This is a genomic window from Caballeronia sp. LZ065, assembly GCF_031450975.1.
Lineage (GTDB): Bacteria > Pseudomonadota > Gammaproteobacteria > Burkholderiales > Burkholderiaceae > Caballeronia.
On the sequence record NZ_JARUXV010000001.1, the window covers coordinates 1,887,761 to 1,906,630 of the forward strand.

The window sequence follows — 18,870 nt, forward strand, 5'->3', positions numbered from 1 at the left end:
CGCGATGCGCACCCGGCGCGTACTCGAACACGCGTTCCGACGGGCGCGCGCGCGAGGCCCGGCGCCGCTCGCGGGCGCCGCGCTGCTGTGTCTTCTGATGGGTCTGCTGTTCCTGGCTTTTCAGGTGCGCGCGATTTTCTCCGCACAACTGCAACAGGAGTATGTGGGGCTCGTGCTTGAGGCAGTCGAGCGCGCGGGCGCGGCCCGTGCAGCCGCTTCGTCCCTGCAGGATGCGCCTGCCAGCGATCCGCAACATCGCACGGCTTATCGCGAAGCGCGCCTCGAACTCTCCGCGCGACTGGCGGCGTTGCATGCGCTCATCTCATCGAGTCCCGAACCGGCGCCGGCGCTCCCCGCCTCCGTGCTTGCACCCTCCGCGGCGCTCGGCGAGGCGAGCAGCGCGCTCGATTCCACTTACGCCTACTGGCGCACCGAGCGCGACCGCACGAGCGCGGACGTGCGCTCGCGCATTCTGAGCGTGTCGCATACGCTGATCGCGCTCTCGGCCATCGTGTTTGGCGTGCTGATTACGGCGCTCGGCATGTATGCCAAACGCAACCGGCAACTCGTCGGCCTCTCGAACGAGTTCGAACAGGCTTCGCTGCACGATCCGATGACCGGCCTGCCCAACCGCCGCAAGCTGTTTGCCGCGCTGGAGGAAGCGGCCGGCCACCGCGCGGGCGGCGGCGGACGCATCGCGGTGCTGTATATCGACCTGGACGGGTTCAAGCGGGTCAACGACACGCGTGGCCACCGTATCGGCGATGAATTCCTGATCGCGGTCTCGCGCCGCTTTCGTCAGGCGGTGCGCGGCAGCGATCTGGTTGCGCGTATTGGCGGCGACGAATTCGCGCTGCTGGTGCAGTCGTTTTCGAGCGATGGCGAACTCGCCGCCATCGCACAGCGCATCATCTCCTGCGTGCACGAGACCGACGCGCAGATGGGCTTGTCGATCGTGCGCGCGAGCATCGGCATCGCCAGCTATCCGGACCGCGTCGACGATTACTGGCGCCTCGTCGCCGTTGCCGACGACACCATGTACACCGTCAAGCGCAATGGCAAGAATGGCTATGCGTTCGCTTCGGCGTCAGCTTCGGCTTCGGCTTCGGCCTGAAGACGAAGCGAACGCGTCAATCTCGCCTCAAGCCGCCGCGCGCAAGTCCTCTTCGCCGCCGAGCGCCTCCGCAATGGCCGAGAACATGCGCGCGAGTTCGCCCGTCATCAGGATGAAGTCGGACTCGAAGCGTTCGTCGTCGTTGGCGGCGGTGGGATCGGCGGCTTCCTTGATGACGTCGAGCGCACTCACGCGCTTCAGCGTGAGCGACGGCGTCAGCACGAACGACACGCGGTCGTCCCACGTCATGGCCAGCCGCATGCACTGTTTGCCTGCCTCGATGTGACGACGCATGTCTTCCGTTTCGAGCGCGTGTCCGACGTAACGGACCGTCGCGTTGCCTTCGCCGGTCGAGCGCAGTTCGGTGTCGCGATCGAGCGTGAAGCCGCCGGGAGCATCGCCTGAAAGGAGCCACTCGGTCATCGCGGACACGGGTGAACGCGCGGTGCGCACGCTCGCGAGCGGCAGATCCGTGACCGACTTGACCAGCAGACCGATGATGTCGTCGCACACGGTGGCCGACGCCGAATCGATCGCAAGCCAGCCGTTGACCGGATCGATCCACACGCGCGTGTCGCGGCGAATGCTGAAGGCGCGCGGCAGCAGTTCGTCGGTGACCTGCTCCTTCAGTTCCTTCATTTGCTTGCGGCCGGGTTTGAAGCCTTGCTGCTCCTCAAGTTCGGCCGCGCGTTCCCTGACGAACTGCGTGACCACCGACGACGGCAACAACTTCTTCTCCGCGCGATACACGATGAGCATCTGGCGATTGATCGAATAGACGAGTTCGCCGTCACCGCGCGGCGCGACCCAGCCGCGCCGTTCGTTCTCGATGCTCGACGCCGCGCTGAACGCGAGCGGCGCGAGCCATTGCTGCAGTTGCTGCTGCGTGACGGACCAGTGAGCGGGCAGACGGTGAAGCTGGAGATTCTTGAACCACATGGCGCGGAATATCGATGAGGGCGATTGCGGGCAATCGGGGGCGACATTCTATACGACGTCTCCGGAGCGCAGCAGGCTTGACCGGAAACGCGTATGGTGTCCCCTTCTTCGTTACGCATTCAATCTCATGGACATCGCCCGCCTGTGCCGTGTGCACGCTTTCGCGCTTGCCGCCGTTTTCTCCGCGCTCGTGCTGAGCGGATGCGCTGCATCGTCATCCACTACACCCGCCGCCTCGCAAGACGCGGCCACGACATCGCTCGATGCCGCGATCGCCGGCCCGCAACGCAGCGACAGGGCGCGTGCGCGCGATGCCTACCGGCATCCGAAGGAGACCCTGCAATTCTTCGATCTCGCGCCGACGCAAGCGGTACTGGAAATCGCACCGGGCGGCGGATGGTACACGGACATCCTCGCGCCGTATCTGCGCGATGCGGGGCAGCTCTACGAAGCGCAATATCTCAGCACGTCCGCGGATCTCGCCGCCGAGGACAGCGACACCGATGCCGCGTATCTTCGCAAGCTCGCCGGCACGCCGGCGCTCTACGGCAAGGTGGTGGTGGGGACGCTGCACGCGGGACGGTTCATCGGCTTCGATGCGCATGAGCGCTTTGCACACGTGCTCACGTTCCGCAACATCCATAACTGGATCAAGGACGGACAGGTCGATGCGAATTTCAAGGCCTTCTACGACGCGCTCCAGCATGGCGGCGAACTGGGCGTCGAGGAACATCGCGCGCGGCCGGGAACGAGCGTGCAACAGATGATCGATACGGGCTATGTCACCGAAGCCTTCGTGATCGGGCACGCGACGGCCGCCGGCTTCGTGCTCGCCGGGCGCAGCGAGATCAATGCGAATCCGCGCGACACGAAGGACTATCCGCACGGCGTATGGTCGTTGCCGCCGACCTTCAAGGGAGGTGATACCGACCGCGCGCGTTATGCCGCGATCGGCGAATCGGACCGGATGACGCTCAAGTTCGTGAAACCCTAGCTGAGCCCGCGCGCGCGTTTTAAACCGTGCGCGACCGGCGTTACACTAGGGACGCCTCCAACCCGATGACAGGCTGAGCGTGCAAGGAGCGATCATGAGTGACTTCGACGGCAACCGCACCTTTCGCGGACTACCGCTGACGCCCGAGCAGGACGCCGAGATCCGGCACTACATCAAGAAGCGAAAGCAGCGCGGCGAACCGTGGGAAACACCTGAACTGGAAGCGATGCTGCAGGACATGCTGGAGCCGCCGCCCGACGACGACACCTTCGCCGACGAGGAAACCGAAGAGGAGACGCGCGGCGTGGCGGAACGCGCATCGGCATTCATCGACGAGGGCATGGATCCGATCGAGAACAGCGAGGAATGGCATGCCGCCATGGAAGCCGAGGCGATGAAAGGGCCGCGCCGCTGATCGACGTTTCACACGAACACTTCAAGCAAACGACGCCGGACGATGCCGGCGCGTTGTGCGCTTCAGCCTTGCATGTTGCACTGCACGCTCAATGCCTGTGCATCCAGTCGCGCTGCGGATGCGAGTCCAGCCAGCGCGGCTGCGGCGTGTGAATATGCGGGTGCCGGCGATGCATCACGAGCACCGCCGCGATGCACAACAACAGAAACACGCCCGCCATCACGCTGATCATCGGCTCGCTCATCGCAACCTCCCGTGGGTCATGGGGCGATACCTTGCATTCTAGGCCGCGATACGCTTGCGGGTCCGACTTCTTTGGCATGGTCTTCAGCGTTGGCGCGACCAGGAGCACATGAGGCACTTGTGTCCTATAGTGCTTGGCAGGCGAACCGACGACTGGAGACGCACATGGCGACATGGAAACCGGATCCGAGCTTCTACCCTTCCCCGCGTCTTGCAGCGAAGGCGCCGCGCGAAACCCTCGCGTACGTGGCGACCTTCGACCCCGAGCGCCGCGCACCCGACAAGATCGCCGTGGTGGATGTCGATCCGGATTCGCCGGACTATACGAAGATCGTCGGCGAAATCGCCATGCCCGATACCGGTGACGAGCTGCATCATTTCGGCTGGAACGCATGCTCGTCCTGTCTGTGTCCCAATGCGCCGCATCCGCATATGGAGCGGCGCTATCTGGTGGTGCCGGGGCTGCGTTCATCGCGCATCCATATCATCGATACGAAGCCGGATCCGAAGAAGCCCGTCATCGTGAAGACGATCGAGCCTGCGGAACTGGCCGAAAAGACCGGTTATACGCGGCCTCACACCGTGCATTGCGGGCCGGGCGGGATCTATATCACCGCGCTCGGCAATGCCCAGGGCCAGGCGCCCGGCGGCGTGCTGCTGCTCGACCAGCAAAGCTTCGATCCGCTGGGCCGCTGGGAAGTGGAGCGCGGCCCGCAACAGCTTGCCTATGACGGCTGGTGGCATCTCGGCTACGACACCATGGTCACGAGCGAATGGGGCACGCCGGACACGTTCGAGAACGGCCTCGTGCCCGATCTGCTGCTCGGCGCGAAGTACGGCCGCAAGCTGCATTTCTGGGACTTCACGAAGCGCAAGCATATTCAGGAGATCGATTTCGGCGACGAATATCAGCTCGTCTTCGAACTGCGTCCCGCGCACGATCCGACCAAGGCCTACGGCTTCGTCAATTGCGTGATCAGTCTGAAGGATCTGTCGTCGTCGATCTGGACCTGGTATCGCGACAAGGACCAGTGGGCGGTCAAGAAAATCATCGAGATTCCGGCCGAGCCCGCCGACGCCGACCAGCTTCCGCCTTTGCTGAAGGGCTTCAACGCGGTGCCGCCGCTCGTCTCGGACATCGATCTGTCGATGGACGACCGCTTCCTCTATGTCTCCTGCTGGGGCACCGGCGACATGCTGCAGTACGACGTGTCCGACCCGTTCGCGCCGAAGCTGACGGGCAAGGTGCGCATCGGCGGCGTGGTGTCCCGCGCGACCCATCCGGGCGCGGCCAATGGCGCGCTGAACGGCGGCCCGCAGATGGTCGAGGTGAGCCGCGACGGCCGTCGCGTGTACTTCACGAACTCGCTGTATGGCGCGGTGGATGCGCAGTTCTATCCGGAAGGCATCGACGGCTGGATGGTCAAGCTCGATGCCGGTGCGGACGGCGGGTTGTCTGTCGACGAGAAGTTCTTCATTGACTGGCCGAAGGGACATCGGCCGCATCAGATCCGGCTGCAAGGCGGCGATTGCTCGTCGGACTCGTTCTGCTACCCCTGACGCGCCGCGAGCCGCCTGCATGGATTCTGCGTCGCCCACGCTGCTCCTCACGGCCGCGAGCCTCGGTGCCTTCCACGGGCTCAATCCCGCCATGGGATGGCTCTTCGCCGTCGCGCTCGGCCTCTATGCGAGGAGCCGGCGCGTCGCGCTGGTGTCGCTCGTGCCGATCGCGCTCGGGCATGCCGCCTCGGTCGCGCTGGTGCTGGCGGGCGCTCTCACGCTCGGCATGGCGGTGGGCCACGACACGCTCGCGCGCGGCTGCGGGGCGGTGCTCATCGGCTGGGGCGTGTGGCGGGCCTGGCGCGGGCATCGCGGCAGGCCGACGGTCGGCATGCGCACCGGGCTCGCCGGGCTCGCGCTCTGGTCCTTCGTGATGTCGAGCGCGCACGGCGCCGGGCTGATGCTCGTGCCCGCGCTGCTGCCGCTTTGCACCGGCAGGATCTCCGATCAGGCCTACGAAGCGGGCGCGCTCGCGCTGATGGTGCATACGGGCGCGATGCTCGCCGTCATCGCGCTGATCTCGATGATCGCGATGTCCGTGCAGGCGCGCGGCGGCATGGGCTTTCTGCGCAGCGGCTGGATCAACATCGATTGGCTCTGGAGTGTGGCGCTCATCGCATGCGGCGCGTGGCTCTTCCTGTAGTCTCCACGTTTTGAAAGCGCCTTGATGCAGGGTGCGATGCGACCATGCCGGCCGACTCGAAGGCATGGCGGCAGGCGGCTTGAGTTCGGCGGTCAACGGCTACCGTAGCCGATTGCGCGGTGCGGCGACTCCCGGCACTATCGCCCGGAACGAACAGGGAATATCGCGGCGCGCCACCGGAGCATCAGGCCGATAAACCACGTGGGGAGTTTTTGATGCGCGAGATTTCATACGAAGAACAAACCGTCAATTCAGGCAATCCGCTCGCTCGTTTCGCCCATCGCACGAGGATGTCGATGGCGATCAATCTCGTCAGCGAACTGTGTCCGAAGGGCGGTACCGTCGCGGATTTCGGCGCGGGACCGGGGCTGTTCCTGCATGCGCTCGGCGAAAGTCGTCCGGACGTGACGCTCATCGGTCATGACATGTTCATGGCGCCGGCGTTTCCGGAGATCAAGTATGCGGAGTCGCTCGGGTCCGTGGCGACGAACAGCGTGGATGTGCTGACCGCGTTCGAGGTTTGCGAACATCTCTACGATCACGAGCTTGGCGCCCTGCTCGACGACGCCTCGCGGATTCTCAAACCAGGCGGCGCATTCGTCATTTCAGTGCCGATCATGTATGGACTCGCGATCGGACCGAAAGTCTCGAACTGGATGATTCGCAGCCGCTCGTTGCAGTCCGAGTACTCGCCCGCCGAATTCTTCAAGGCGATGGTGGGGATCCGCGTGAGCCGGCCGGAGAATCCGCGCACGACGCACAAGGGCTTCGACTTCCGCGAATTGCGCGATGTCGTGAGCAAGCGCTTCCGGATCGAGGCCACTCAGCTCAGTCCGCTGCCCATCGCGCCGTGGTGGATGAGCTCGCAGTACTTCATGACTTGCCGGCCGAAGGGCAGGAATTGAGAGACTGTGCGCGGGGCGAGTTGCGTAGTCGCGTTTGGGTACGAATCGGAAGCAAGGAAGCGCCGGGTCTTTGAGATCATCAGGGATCCGGCGTTTTGCATTTTGAATGCTTGATGCTGAATGCCAAGCGGCATTTTGCATGCATCATGCGGCATGCAGAGCGCGGTAGGCACAGAGCCGAGCGCAGTGGGGCCAGCCTGAGGAGCCGTCGCCGTTGCTCTCATCGCTACGGATCGTTCCTGACCCCATTGCATTTTGCCTTCTGCCCTTTGCATGCATGATTCCAACCGGCCGAATGCATGCAAAATGCCTTATCACTCGCGCCGCGATAACTCGTCCGTGCCCGGCAGCTCGGCGGCGCTCCAACCGCCGCCCAGTGCCTTGATGAGCGCAACGCTCGCCGACATTCTGCGCCGCTCGATGCGCACCGCCGCCCGTTGGTCCGACAACACGATCGCCTGCGTCACGACCACGCTCAGATAGGTGATCGCGCCGTTTTCATACCGGTTGCCCACTTTCGAAAGCGCGCGTTGGGCGGCGTCGACGGCATCGCGTTGCGCGGCGCTCTCGCGGCGCAACACGTCCAGCGCGTTCAGGTTGTCCTCCACCTGACCGAAGGCCGAGAGAACGGTCTGCCGATAGTCCGCGACGCTCTCGTCATAGGCCGCGCGCGCGGCATCGCGTGCCGCGGCGCGGCCGCCGAAATCGAGCACCGTAAACGCCAATTGCGGCCCCAGCGACCAGAAACGGCTCGGCGCCTCGATCCACGAACTGAAGTGAGTGGCTTCCAGTCCGCCCGTCGCGGCGAGCAACAAGTTCGGAAAAAAAGCCGCCGTAGCCACGCCAACGCGCGCATTCGCGTCGGCGACGCGCCGCTCGGCCGCCGCAATGTCCGGCCGTCGTTCGAGCAAGGCAGAGGGCACGCTGAGCGGCAGTGCGTTCAGCGCAGCCGAAGGTCGAGGCGCATTCCCTTCATTGAGCGGATCGACGTCCAGCGAAAAGCTCGAGGGCGGCTCGCCGACGAGAATGGCGATCGCGTTGACGAGACTCGCGCGCGACGTCTCCAGGTCGATCAACTGCGCCTGCGTCGAGCGAAGCTGTTCCTCCGCCTGCGCCACGTCGGACTCGGCTGCGACGCCGCCAGCGAAGCGGTCGCGGGTCAGTGCGAGCGCCTTGTCGTAGGCCTGCAGCGTGGCCTGCAAGAGCCGCTCTTCCTCCACCGTGCCGCGCAGATCGAAATAGTTGGTGGCGAGTTCGGCCTGCATCGAAAGGATCGCGCCCTGAAGATCTGCCGCGCTCGCCTGCGCCTCTGCCCGGCCGCCTTCGACCGCACGCGAGATACGCCCCCACAGGTCGGGCTCCCAGGAGATCTGGGCATCGACGAGATAGTCCGGCACCGTCACGCCCGCACTCGACTTGTACAGCACGTTCGACGACGCGCGCGACTGATTGAATGCAGCATTCGTAGTGATCGTCGGGAAGTACGCCGAGCGGGTCTGCGCCACGGTTGCACGCGCCCGGCGATAGCGCGCCGCAGCCGCGGCCACGGTCTGGTTCGCTCCGGCGACCCGTTCCGCGAGCGCGTTCAACTGCGGATCGCCATAGACTTCCCACCACGGCGCGCGCGGCGTGGCGTCGGCGGGCCGGGCGGGTTTCCAGTCCTGCGTCGCCGATGCCGATGCCGGGACATCAGCAGGCATTTGCGTTTTGTATGCAGCCGGCATTGCAACGTCTGGACGCACATAGTCGGGGCCAACCGCGCACCCCGACAGCAGCGCCGCGGCAAGCCATGCGATCGGCCTGCCTCGCCGAAGAATGAATGCAGCGCGTGTCACGACTCGCTTCCTTCCGGCTTCGCCGCACTCCCGCGCGGTCCTTGCGCCGCGCCGCCACGCGTCCGGCCGATCCGCACCGACGTCCCGTCGATGATCGAATCGGGCGGATTCACGATCACGCGTTCATCACCCTTCAAACCCGACGCAATCGCTACCCGCGTGCCGTAGTCCGTACCGAGCGTGACCGGCAACAGCTTGACGCGATCGTTGGCATCGACGCTCGCGGCATGCACGCCATCGGGACGGAACAGCAATGCATTGCCCGGCAGCGTGTACGAAGGCGTTGCGCTCGTCAGCCGGAAACGCACCTGCGCATACGCACCCGCAAGCAGTTCGCCGGTCGGATTCTTGACATCCACCTCGACGCGCATCGTGCGTGCAACCGGATCGACGGCGCCCGACGTGCGCACGGTCACGCCTTCGAACTTGCGGTTGCGATCTTCATTGAGCAGGAGCTCAGCGGGCAGCCCCACCGTGACCATGCGCGCATAGGCCTGCGGCACGTCGACGAACACGCGCAGCGCGGACGCATCCTGGATGTGGAACAGCTCACGCCCTGCCGCGCCGCTGCCCGCATCGATCAGTTGCCCGACATCCGTGTTGCGCGCGGTCACGACGCCATCGAACGGCGCATAGATCTTCTGGAACGACACAAGCTGTTCGAGCCGCGACACGTTCGCTTGCGCGGCATTGAACGCGGCCTCCTTGGCGAGCATGTCGCCGTTCTTCTCATCCGTTTCCTGACGCGATACTGAATTGTTCTTCAGCATCTGCGTCCAGCGCTCGGCCGTGGTCTTCGAGAGCAGATAGTTGGCCCGCGCGGTCTGCGCATCGGCGCGCGCCTGGCGCAACTGGTCGTTGATCTCGGGCGCATCGATCTCGGCGAGCAACTGCCCCTTCTTCACCCGCGTGCCGATGTCCACGGTCCAGCGCTTCAGATAACCGTTGGTGCGCGCAAAAATGGGAGCATCGGAGAACGCGCGGATATCGCCCGCCAGCACCAGGTCCTGCGATGCCTTCATGCGCGCCGGCTTGATCACCTCGACCGTCTGCACGCTGTGCTCGCTCACATCGCGCTCCAGTTCGGCATGCGCCGCATGCCGCGAGACGATGCCCTGTGCGACGAGCGCGACGATCACCACGAGCGCGGCCACGAGCCACCAGCGCCCGCGCTTCGGCTTGTCGGATCGTTGCGACACCTGCTCTTCCATGCTCACTCCGCCTGCGGATCGTTGGTTTCAATGCGCGGCGCGCGCGCTGTCGCGCCCGGTCCCTTGCCGCGCGCTTCCATGCGCTGATAGATCATCGAGAACACGACCGGCACGAAGAACAGCGTGGCGAGGGTGCCCACCATCAAGCCGCCGATCACCGCGCGTCCGAGCGGCGCGTTCTGCTCGCCGCCCTCGCCGAGTCCTATCGCCATCGGCACCATGCCGATCATCATCGCGGCCGCCGTCATCAGCACCGGACGAAAGCGCGTATAGCCTGCTTCGAGCGCCGAACGCAGTGCATCGCCATGTTCGGCGAGCGCACCGCGCGCGAAGCTCACCACGAGAATGCTGTTGGCCGTCGCGATGCCGATGCACATGATCGCCCCCGTCAACGCGGGAATGGAGAGCGTCGTGTGCGTGAGGAACAGCGTCCACACGATGCCCGCCAGCGCACCCGGCAAGGCCGTGATGATGATGAACGGATCGAGCCATGACTGGAAGTTCACGACGATCAGCAGATAGACCAGCACGACCGCGAGGATGAGCCCGAACGCGAGACCCGAGAACGAGCTGTTCATGGTTTCGACCTGCCCGCGCATCTCGATCGACGAGCCCTTGGGCAACTCGCTGCGCGCTTCGTCGAGGATGCGTTGCACGTCATCCGACACGCCTCCAAGGTCGCGCCGCTCGGTGGTCGCATAGAGGTTGATGGTGGTCTGCGCGTTGTAGTGATACACGACCGCATCGCGCGCACCCCGCGACAGCGATGCAAGCGCGCCGAGAATATTGGTCTTGCCGCTTGCCGACGTGACCGGAATGTTCGCGACCGATTGCAGCGAATCCATGTCGTACTGCGGCGCCGTCGTGATGACCTGATAGCTCACGCCGTTGGCGGGATTGAGCCAGAACGTGGGCGTCGTCTGCTGGCTGCCCGAGAGCGTGATGAGCAGGTTGTTCGCGACGTCGCGCTGCGTGAAGCCGGCCTGCAGCGCCTTCGTGCGATCCACGTCGACATTGATGGAAGGCAGGTCAGACGGCTGCTGGATGCGCGCATCGACGAGTCCCGGCACGCGGCGGATCTTTTCCAGCAAGCGGTTGGCCAGCGCACGGTTGGCATGCACGTCGCGCCCGGTGATCGCGATATCGATCGGCGCCGGGACGCCGAAGTTGAGGATCTGGCTCACGATGTCGGCAGGCAGGAACGAGAATGCGACGCCTGGAAACTCCTGTGGCAGGCGCTTGCGCAGTTCACGGATATAGCCTTCGGTCGGCGCGTGATCCTCGTTGAGGCTGATGAGCACGTCGGAATCCGCGGAGCTGATGGTGCCCGTATTGCTGTACGAGAGATTGATGCCCGACACAGGCAGGCCCATGTTGTCGATGATCGAACGGACCTCGCCGCGTGGAATCAGTTGCCGGATACGGGCATCGACACGATCGGTCAGCGCCGCGGTTTCCTCGATGCGTGTGCCGGTCTTCGTGCGCATGTGCAATGCGATCACGCCTGAATCGACGGACGGGAAGAAGTCGCGCCCGAGGAACGGCGCAAGCCCGAGCGAAAGCAGGCAGCACAGCAGAAACAATGAAGCGAAGCGTCCGGGATGCGCCAGTTGCGCTTCGAGAAAACGTCGATAGCGGCCGCGCACCGCCTCGAAGCGACGCTCGAAGCCAAGATGAATGCGCACGAAGGGATTGCGCGAGCCCTTCATCGATGCGACATCGCCACCCATGTGTTCATGATGGCGCAGCAGATACTTGGCCAACGTCGGGATCAGCGTGCGCGAAAAGAAATACGATGCCAGCATCGCGAAGACCACGGCTTCCGCCATCGGCACAAAGAGATAATGCGCGACGCCCGTCAGCAGGAACATCGGAATGAAGACGATGCAAATGGAGAGGGTCGAGACGAGCGTCGGCACGGCGATCTGCTGCGCGCCATCGAGAATGGCTTCTTCCAGCGCCTTGCCCTGCTCCAGGTTCTGGCTGATGTTTTCGATGGCGACGGTGGCGTCGTCGACGAGAATGCCGACTGCGAGTGCAAGGCCGCCCAGCGTCATGATGTTGATGGTCTGGCCGATCGCGGACAGCGCGACGATCGACGTCAGCATCGACAACGGAATGGAGATCGCGATGATCAGCGTGGCGCGCCAGCTGCCGAGAAAGAGCAGCACCATCAGCGCGGTGAGCCCCGCCGCGATCACCGCTTCCCGCAACACGCCTGACACCGACGCGCGCACGAACAGGGACTGGTCCGCGACCGGTTCGATCTTCAGCGATTCTGGCACCATGCCCCGCAGAGTGGGCAACAGGTTCTTCACCCGTGCGACGATATCCAGCGTCGATGCATTGCCGCTCTTGTTGATCGTCAGAAGCGATGCACGCGTGCCGTCCACGCGCACGATGTTGGTCTGCGGCTGGAAGCCGTCGCGCACATGCGCCACGTCGCGGATATAGATCGTGCCCGCCGGACCCGTGCGGATGGGGATGTCGTTGAGGCCGTCGATCGAACCCGGACTCGCATTCAGCCCGACCGAATATTCCATCGGGCCTATTTTCGTGGTGCCGGTGGGCAGGATCAGGTTCTGCGCGCTGATGGCATTGACGACGTCGGTCGGCGCGAGGTTCTTCGCCTGCAGCTTGTTCGAGTCGATATCGACCATGATCTGCCGCTGCTTGCCGCCATAGGGCAAGGGCACGGACGCGCCCTGCACGGTCGCGAGCTGGGTCTTCAGAAAGCTGTTGCCGAAGTCGTAGAGCTGCTGCTCCGTGAGTTCGGACGACGACAGCGCGAGCCGCAGGATCGGCACCGTGGAGGCGTTGAAGCGCAGGATGTTGGGCGGCGTGATACCCGGCGGCAGCGAGCGCAACTGGGTTTGCGACAGCGCGGTGATCTCGGCGATGGCTTCATCGACGTTTGCACCCGGCTGAAAGTAGATGCGGATCACCGCGATGCCGGGCAAGGATTCCGACTCGATATGCTCGATGTCGTTCACGGCCACCGACAGCCCGCGCTCGTAATTCAGCGTGATGCGGCGCTCCATCTGATCGGGCGGCAGACCCGTATAAGACCAGATGACGCTGACCACCGGAATGTCGATATTGGGAAAGATATCGGTCGGCGTGCGCATGATGACGAGCGGACCGATGATCAGCAGAAGCAGCGACAGGACGATGAAAGTGTACGGGCGCTTGAGCGCGAGTCTGACGATCCACATCGAAGTTCCGCTTGCCCCGTTTGGTGTTCGTTATTTGAATCGTTGGATTGCCCGAAACAAGCGGACAAGAACATTCGCTACGATGACACAACTGAAGCTTACAAAACAATTTGCGCAAACGGTTGCGAGGGTTTATGCGGAAGGATTTCTGCTGATGAAAGAGGGATTGCGCCGCCTGTAGCGGCATAACCTGGATTCTGATGGCGATTCGGTCGCCCGCTTTGCGCTTCTTATGGTTTTGTCACGATGGCCAAGGGGCGCCGCGATTCTAGCGGGACAACGACCCGCGATTAAGCGCCGCCTCAAGAAATCATCTTTACGCGTCTTGTAATAAAAAATGTTCCAAGGCAACGACCAAGGCCCTTTTTAGCATGTCAAGCCAGATCCGGCATTGCCTGTCGCTGAAACTCGCATGATGCGCAAAGCTTGTCGCTGCCATTATTCCCGTATCGACAAAGATCAATCAACAGATAAGAGAATGATCTTCATGGGGCCCGTCTTTAAACTCCGTTCCAAGCTGCTTGAAAAAGAACGGCAGCATCATCAGACATCCGAATCGGAGTTACACATCATGAAGACGCTCGTTTCCACCCTTGCTGTTGCTGCTGCCCTCGCTGTTCCCGCGCTGTCGTTCGCTCAGCAATCCGATGCCCCGGTCTCGCGCGCACAGGTCCGCGCCGAACTCGCCCAACTCCAGCAGGCAGGCTACAACCCGAACATCAGCGATCCGTCGTACCCGCAAAACATTCAGGCCGCCGAAGCCCGCGTGAGCACGCAAACGAGCGACTACGGTTCGGTGGTGGCAGGGTCGTCGCAATCGGGACGCACGGTCGGCGCGCAGCCGCGGGCACTGGGCACCTATTTCGGCCAATAATTCAGCCGACAAGCGCCCCAGTCATCCGGCATTCGTCCCCTTCCGTTCGCTCCACAGCGGCGGAAAGATCAAAGAGCGACATCTTTTCGATGTCGCTCTTTGTCGTTTGCATGCGTTATGCAAAATGCCCGTTATGCAAAATGCCTCTATGCATTAAAAATGCTGCATGCAAAACGCAAGCGCGCGATCAGGCTCTGCGACATCCGAGTCCATGCGGCATGCCGTACCTCATGCGTCGGCGGCTACAGCCCCAGTTGAACGGTTCGATAAGCGCGGTGTCCGTCAATTCGCGGGAATTGTCACCACCGGCGACTTCGAGGTATCCGTCACCTCCGCGAGCGCCATCAGATTCTGCACGACCGTGAACGCGTATTTCGAATCGAAGTCGCCACGGTCGATCCAGTATGAGGACTCGTCGTAAAGCACGTTCACGTAGGCATCCTTCGGCGGCTTCTCCCCCGTCTTCACCACGATGGTCGGCCGCGTTTCACCGCCGATCAGTCGATCGTCGGCTTGGTCGCGCCGTTGCCCACCTGCTCGTTCGGCACGGCGATCTGCGCACCAAGGTCGGTCAGGATGCCGAGCACCGAGCGCGTGACCATCGGAACCCGGTCGTGATCCGCCGATTGCCCATAGACGATCTCATAGGTCTTCATCTTCGGCGACAAGTGCAGGAGCTTGCGTACGAGCGCCAGATCGTCGGTGACCTGCTTGCTGTCGCCGCTTCGCGTCGCTCCCAGCGTGATGAACACGCCGCTCTTGTCCGCGTCGTTGATCCGGCTGGTCCCCTTGGCGGCCTTGTCGCTCTTGCCGTCGTCCGTATTGCGCGACTCGACGTTCAATTCGCCCGCCAGTTGCAGACGGCGCAATGACTGCAACAATAGGAAGAATTGCGGCGAACCCGATGAATTCGGCCCGCCTAGCGCCGTGCCGTTCTGCAGCCCCGCGATCGATTGCGCCGTGATGCGCAACAGCAGGTCGATCGGAATCCCGCTCTCCGCGAGCGGCATGACGAGCGTGGGCGACAGCGGCCGGATGTACGCGCTCGCGTAAGCATCGCCGGTGGTCGGCGTGAACGTGAAAGTGGGATGGTTCGAGTAGGACACGCTGCCGGTCGCCTGCGCATAGTTCGGCTGGGCGCCGGAGCCGGCGTTCACGATCGCGCCTCCGGTGGCATCGAAGGTGTACGCCGCGATGATGCTGCTCACGGTGAGAAACGAAGGCGCATCGGCGAAGCGCAAACCGACAATCGCTGCAAGAATTTCACGTTTTTTCGCGTCGCCGAGCGCGCGGGCGTAGTCGACCTGATCGGCCTTGAGGTGGCCCGGTCCGATGCCCGCGCAGCCTGCTGCGAGTACGGAGGCGGAGAGAATGGCGATCGATAGCGCTTTCCTTGTCATGGGTCTCAATGAAGGTGAAAGGGAGGATCAACGGCGTACCGCCGCGGAGCACCCGGGCGGCGGCCGCAAATTTCATACCTTTACCCGCAAATAAAAAGTGGAACACGTCGCAAAAAATGCGTGCGAGCGCCATCCGGCGCATTGCACGCCGGCTAACCGGCAGGCCGGGTGGCCCACCTCCGATACTCACTGGGTCATGCTTCCGGCGCAGAAAGCGCCCAATCCTGGGTCGGAGCTTGCAACGGATCCTGCGATCGCTCACGGTCCTGACGCACCGGCGTCTGGCCGACATGGCGCGCCGCGTCCCGATGCTGCGCGACGAGCGCATCGAGGCGGTCCTGCGCGAGACGCGGTCCATCATCGCGCGCGAATGCGGATGCACCCGGTATCGCCAGCATGACCGATGCGACGATCAACGCCGCGCCGAAAGGCTTGCTTTTCATGATTCACCCCGCTGAAGTGCGCGACCCGCTGTCCCGGCCGCGCACTTCAGCATCGCACAAGGCCGCGCGGCGTGCGCGGCACGCATGTGCTCCCGCGTCCTGCTCATGCCACGCTAATCCGCCAAAATGCAGTGCTTCGGTGCATGAAGCCCGCTTTACATGCTTCGCGTGCTTGCACATGAGGCCGCCGTTTCCTATTCCTTACATCGGGGCGTCAATTGTCATACCGGCGCCGTCGGATCAGGACCACTGGAGACCCGCCTTCATGAACCTCGCCATCTTCTTCGACGGCACGTGGAACGAACCCAACGATCGCACCAACGCCTATCTGCTCTACAAGCTCGCGCCGGAAACCGATCAGCAGGAAACCTTCTACGTGCCGGGCGTCGGCACGCAGGGCAAAGGCCTGTTCGCGCTCGCCGACAAATTTTTCGGCGGCGCCTTCGGCGACGGTCTCAGCCAGAACATCAAGAGCGGCTATGCATGGCTATGCCAGCGTTACCGGCCCGAGGCGAAGATCTACATTCTCGGCTTCAGCCGCGGCGCGTATTCCGCGCGCAGCCTGGCGGGACTCATTCGCAAATGCGGCCTTGCCAACGGCTGGGACGCGGACTCGGTCGATCGGGCCTACGGCATCTATCGCGATGGCGATGTCGGGGCGTCGGCCGAATCGGTCGTCGCCTTTCGCAAGCAGTTTTCGCGCGAGGTGGATGTCGAATTCATCGGCGTGTGGGATACCGTCGGCGAACTCGGCATCCCGCTGGACGGCGTGCCGGTCCCGGGCTTTTCGAGTTACTACCGGTTCCACGACACCACGCTGTCGAACGGCACGAAGGCGGCTTATCACGCGATCGCGGCCAACGAATTCCGGTCGCTCTACAAACCGACCTTGTGGACACCCGGCGACGAAGCACGCGGCGCTCTGCCGCTCGAACAGCGCTGGTTCGCCGGCGCGCATGCGAATGTCGGCGGCGGCTATCTCAGTCCACCGCGCTCGCCCGCGGATCTGCTGCCGCTGATTCCGGCCGAATGGCTGCGCCAGAAAGCCGCCGCGCGCGGTCTCGCCATCGACGGCCCCATCCAGATATCGCCGCTCGCCTATGATTCGCAGCCCATCGATTCGTACACCGAGTTCACCGCGCACCACCCGTTCCTCAAGTCGGTGTGCAAGGAGGAGCCGCGCACCGCCGGTCAGGCCTTGAACGAAACGATCGATCCGAGTCTCGTCGCGCGGCTGCAGGATCCAGGCTTTCTCAGTGCATATCCGGCGTTCGTCACGCAACTGAAGGCGCTGACTGTCGGCACATGAACGCGTAGTACGCCGTGCGCGGCGCCTTAGTCGAACACGCACGCCATGCGCCGATAGTTGCCATCGCAATCATCCGCGCGCGTGGCCGGCAACACGTCCGTCCGCAGCCCATGCTCCGCCCGGACACGAGGAGACCGGAATGAGCACATCCACGACACCGGAACGCGCCGCGCACGGGGCGCACGACGGCTCCGCGCGGCCCGCCGCCGACTCTCAGGAAGACGAAGGCGAAGTCGAAACCGCCGGCGGCCAGCCCGGTCCGCGCGTCGCCGAGGACCGCGCGGCGTGCGAAGCGCTCCTCTCGCCTGCGGCCGCGAGCGGCACCGTGCTGACGAAATTCGATGTCGACGCCGTGCGGCGCGCGCGCGAGGCGTTCGATCAAGGCGTATGGAATCGCACGATCGGCAGCGCGTTCTATGAGGCGATGATCCGCATCGCGGCCTCGGCGCACTATCCCGGACGGCGCCTCGTCAGCGATCTCGATCACTGCCGCGACATGATTTCGTACGGCGCGCAGAACGGCAAGCCGATCGACGAACACGATGTCGAAGCGATCGCGAAAGCGCGCGCGGCGCAGGAGGAACATGCGTGGGACGCGCACATCGAGAGCGCGTTCTACGCCGCGATGAGCCGCATCGCTCATGCGGTCTCGCCGGTCGTCGCGGAAACGGCGGGCGACGAGGCGCGGGTCGGCGCGCGCCGCGCCATCCGCATCTATACGTATTCGGCGATTGCGCTGACGGTGTTCGTCGTGTCCCTGTCGTGTCCCTGTCGTGTCTGTTGTTCGTCGCCAATCAGGTCGCCACGGACATCGCCGCCATCGTCAAGAGCAACGACGCCGCCGCGCTCACGCTGCACAATCAGTTGCAGGCGCATGCCGTGGCGATCGGCGACGCCGAAAAAAAGCATGACGACGATGCCGTCATCGCGTTGCAAAACTCGCAGCCCGCGCTGCAGATCAAGGAGGAACTGCAGAACTTCGCGACCAATAATCGCCAGTTGTTCGCGGACGTGTCGCGCATCAGCGCCTTCACGACGAGTCTCGGCCTTGGCGCGATCCGAAGCCCCTACAAGGCGCCCTGCGACGCCCAGGAAAACGTGCTCAACTTTCAGGGCGCCTATCGCACCTCGCATTCACCGCGCTATTTCTCGGGCAAGACGCAGAGCAGCGACTGGCAATGCAATCCGGATGTCGCGCGCAAGGTGCTCGAAGTCACCCTGCCGCTGCTCGCCCGGCCGAACGCGGAACCCGGCGACAGCCATCCACCCACCGACCTCGACGCCGTTCAGCAAGGCTTCCAGAAGATCGCCGTGTATCAGGACATTCGCGCGATGGCGCTCTATGCGAACGACATCATCTTGTCGATCGTCGGCGCGGTCACCGGCTTCATGTTGCCGGTGCTCTATGCCTGGCTCGGCGCGTGCGCGGCGATCCTGCGCCAGTTGTCCGCCGATTCCGCGGCCAGCACCTTCCATCCCGAGCACTCGAAAGTGGCGAACCGGGCGCATGTGACGAGCGCGGTGATCGTCGGGATATCGATCGGCCTGTTCAGCGGCTTGCTCGAAGGCGGCAAGAACATTTCACCGCTGGCGATCGCCTTCATCGCGGGCTACGCGTCCGACAAGTTCTTTTTCTTCGTCGATCGTCTGGTTGGCGCGATGTTTCCGCCGCGCGCCGCCGATCACGCGGATCGCAACACGCGTCGTCCGCCCGGCGCGGCGCCGAAGGACGCCGTGAAGACGATTCACTCCGGCTCGTGAACGGCCCTG

General features: G+C 63.8%; 16 protein-coding genes and 1 pseudogene. 9 read left to right on the forward strand and 8 right to left on the reverse strand.

Annotated elements, in window-relative coordinates; genetic code table 11:
• Positions 1 to 4: 4 nt before the first annotated feature.
• Positions 5 to 1,114, forward strand: a complete 1,110-nt coding sequence (locus tag QCE63_RS08680) for a GGDEF domain-containing protein (RefSeq protein ID WP_309832338.1) — start codon at positions 5 to 7, stop codon at positions 1,112 to 1,114.
• Between the two features lie 27 nt (positions 1,115 to 1,141).
• Here QCE63_RS08680 and QCE63_RS08685 read toward each other — a convergent pair whose 3' ends face one another.
• Positions 1,142 to 2,053 carry a recombination-associated protein RdgC gene (locus QCE63_RS08685; RefSeq protein WP_309832339.1) on the reverse strand — a complete coding sequence of 304 codons (912 nt, stop codon included), beginning with the start codon at positions 2,051 to 2,053 and terminating at the stop codon, positions 1,142 to 1,144.
• Positions 2,054 to 2,180: 127 nt separating this feature from the next.
• On the opposite strand from QCE63_RS08685, the gene QCE63_RS08690 reads away from it, so the two are divergent.
• Positions 2,181 to 3,047 (forward strand): methyltransferase, encoded by an 867-nt coding sequence (locus QCE63_RS08690; RefSeq protein WP_309832340.1) that lies wholly within the window; start codon positions 2,181 to 2,183, stop codon positions 3,045 to 3,047.
• 94 nt (positions 3,048 to 3,141) lie between these two features.
• Positions 3,142 to 3,462, forward strand: coding sequence for a hypothetical protein (locus tag QCE63_RS08695; RefSeq protein ID WP_309832341.1), 321 nt, complete (start codon positions 3,142 to 3,144; stop codon positions 3,460 to 3,462).
• Between the two features lie 88 nt (positions 3,463 to 3,550).
• Here the strand turns inward: QCE63_RS08695 and QCE63_RS08700 are convergent, their stop codons facing one another.
• Entirely contained in the window at positions 3,551 to 3,706 is a 156-nt protein-coding gene (locus tag QCE63_RS08700; protein ID WP_309832342.1) for a hypothetical protein, read from the reverse strand.
• Between the two features lie 164 nt (positions 3,707 to 3,870).
• Here QCE63_RS08700 and QCE63_RS08705 point away from each other — a divergent pair, with 164 nt between their 5' ends.
• The 3 genes from QCE63_RS08705 (at position 3,871) to QCE63_RS08715 (ending at position 6,813) form a co-directional block, all read left to right on the forward strand.
• A complete protein-coding gene (locus QCE63_RS08705; protein ID WP_309832343.1) occupies positions 3,871 to 5,265 on the forward strand; it encodes a selenium-binding family protein in 1,395 nt (464 codons plus the stop codon).
• 19 nt (positions 5,266 to 5,284) lie between these two features.
• Positions 5,285 to 5,908, forward strand: a complete 624-nt coding sequence (locus QCE63_RS08710; RefSeq protein WP_309832344.1) for a hypothetical protein — start codon at positions 5,285 to 5,287, stop codon at positions 5,906 to 5,908.
• A 215-nt stretch (positions 5,909 to 6,123) separates the two neighbouring features.
• Complete coding sequence (locus tag QCE63_RS08715; RefSeq protein WP_309832345.1) at positions 6,124 to 6,813, forward strand: class I SAM-dependent methyltransferase; 690 nt, start codon at positions 6,124 to 6,126, stop codon at positions 6,811 to 6,813.
• Positions 6,814 to 7,127: 314 nt separating this feature from the next.
• Here the strand turns inward: QCE63_RS08715 and QCE63_RS08720 are convergent, their stop codons facing one another.
• The 3 genes from QCE63_RS08720 to QCE63_RS08730 are packed head-to-tail and all read right to left on the reverse strand — an operon-like array spanning position 7,128 to position 13,074.
• The gene (locus QCE63_RS08720) at positions 7,128 to 8,630 is read right to left on the reverse strand and encodes an efflux transporter outer membrane subunit (protein WP_404990117.1); all 1,503 of its coding nucleotides are present in this window, start codon (positions 8,628 to 8,630) and stop codon (positions 7,128 to 7,130) included.
• A gap of 14 nt (positions 8,631 to 8,644) precedes the next feature.
• Entirely contained in the window at positions 8,645 to 9,859 is a 1,215-nt protein-coding gene (locus QCE63_RS08725; protein ID WP_309832347.1) for an efflux RND transporter periplasmic adaptor subunit, read from the reverse strand.
• A 2-nt stretch (positions 9,860 to 9,861) separates the two neighbouring features.
• Entirely contained in the window at positions 9,862 to 13,074 is a 3,213-nt protein-coding gene (locus QCE63_RS08730) for an efflux RND transporter permease subunit (RefSeq protein ID WP_309832348.1), read from the reverse strand.
• Positions 13,075 to 13,645: 571 nt separating this feature from the next.
• Between QCE63_RS08730 and QCE63_RS08735 the strand changes: the two genes are divergently transcribed.
• Complete coding sequence (locus tag QCE63_RS08735; RefSeq protein WP_309833738.1) at positions 13,646 to 13,948, forward strand: DUF4148 domain-containing protein; 303 nt, start codon at positions 13,646 to 13,648, stop codon at positions 13,946 to 13,948.
• Positions 13,949 to 14,230: 282 nt separating this feature from the next.
• Here QCE63_RS08735 and QCE63_RS08740 read toward each other — a convergent pair.
• Positions 14,231 to 15,348: pseudogene (locus tag QCE63_RS08740) on the reverse strand (hypothetical protein).
• 194 nt (positions 15,349 to 15,542) lie between these two features.
• A complete protein-coding gene (locus tag QCE63_RS08745) occupies positions 15,543 to 15,791 on the reverse strand; it encodes a hypothetical protein (RefSeq protein ID WP_309832349.1) in 249 nt (82 codons plus the stop codon).
• 265 nt (positions 15,792 to 16,056) lie between these two features.
• On the opposite strand from QCE63_RS08745, the gene QCE63_RS08750 reads away from it, so the two are divergent.
• Positions 16,057 to 17,100, forward strand: a complete 1,044-nt coding sequence (locus tag QCE63_RS08750) for a DUF2235 domain-containing protein (RefSeq protein ID WP_309832350.1) — start codon at positions 16,057 to 16,059, stop codon at positions 17,098 to 17,100.
• Here QCE63_RS08750 and QCE63_RS08755 read toward each other — a convergent pair.
• Positions 17,066 to 17,743: a hypothetical protein gene (locus tag QCE63_RS08755; protein ID WP_309832351.1), complete on the reverse strand. Its 678-nt coding sequence runs from the start codon at positions 17,741 to 17,743 to the stop codon at positions 17,066 to 17,068. The two genes, QCE63_RS08750 and QCE63_RS08755, sit on opposite strands and share 35 nt — an antisense overlap.
• 119 nt (positions 17,744 to 17,862) lie before the next feature.
• On the opposite strand from QCE63_RS08755, the gene QCE63_RS08760 reads away from it, so the two are divergent.
• On the forward strand, positions 17,863 to 18,861 hold the full coding sequence (locus QCE63_RS08760; RefSeq protein WP_309832352.1) for a hypothetical protein: 999 nt from the start codon (positions 17,863 to 17,865) through the stop codon (positions 18,859 to 18,861).
• Positions 18,862 to 18,870: the final 9 nt, after the last annotated feature.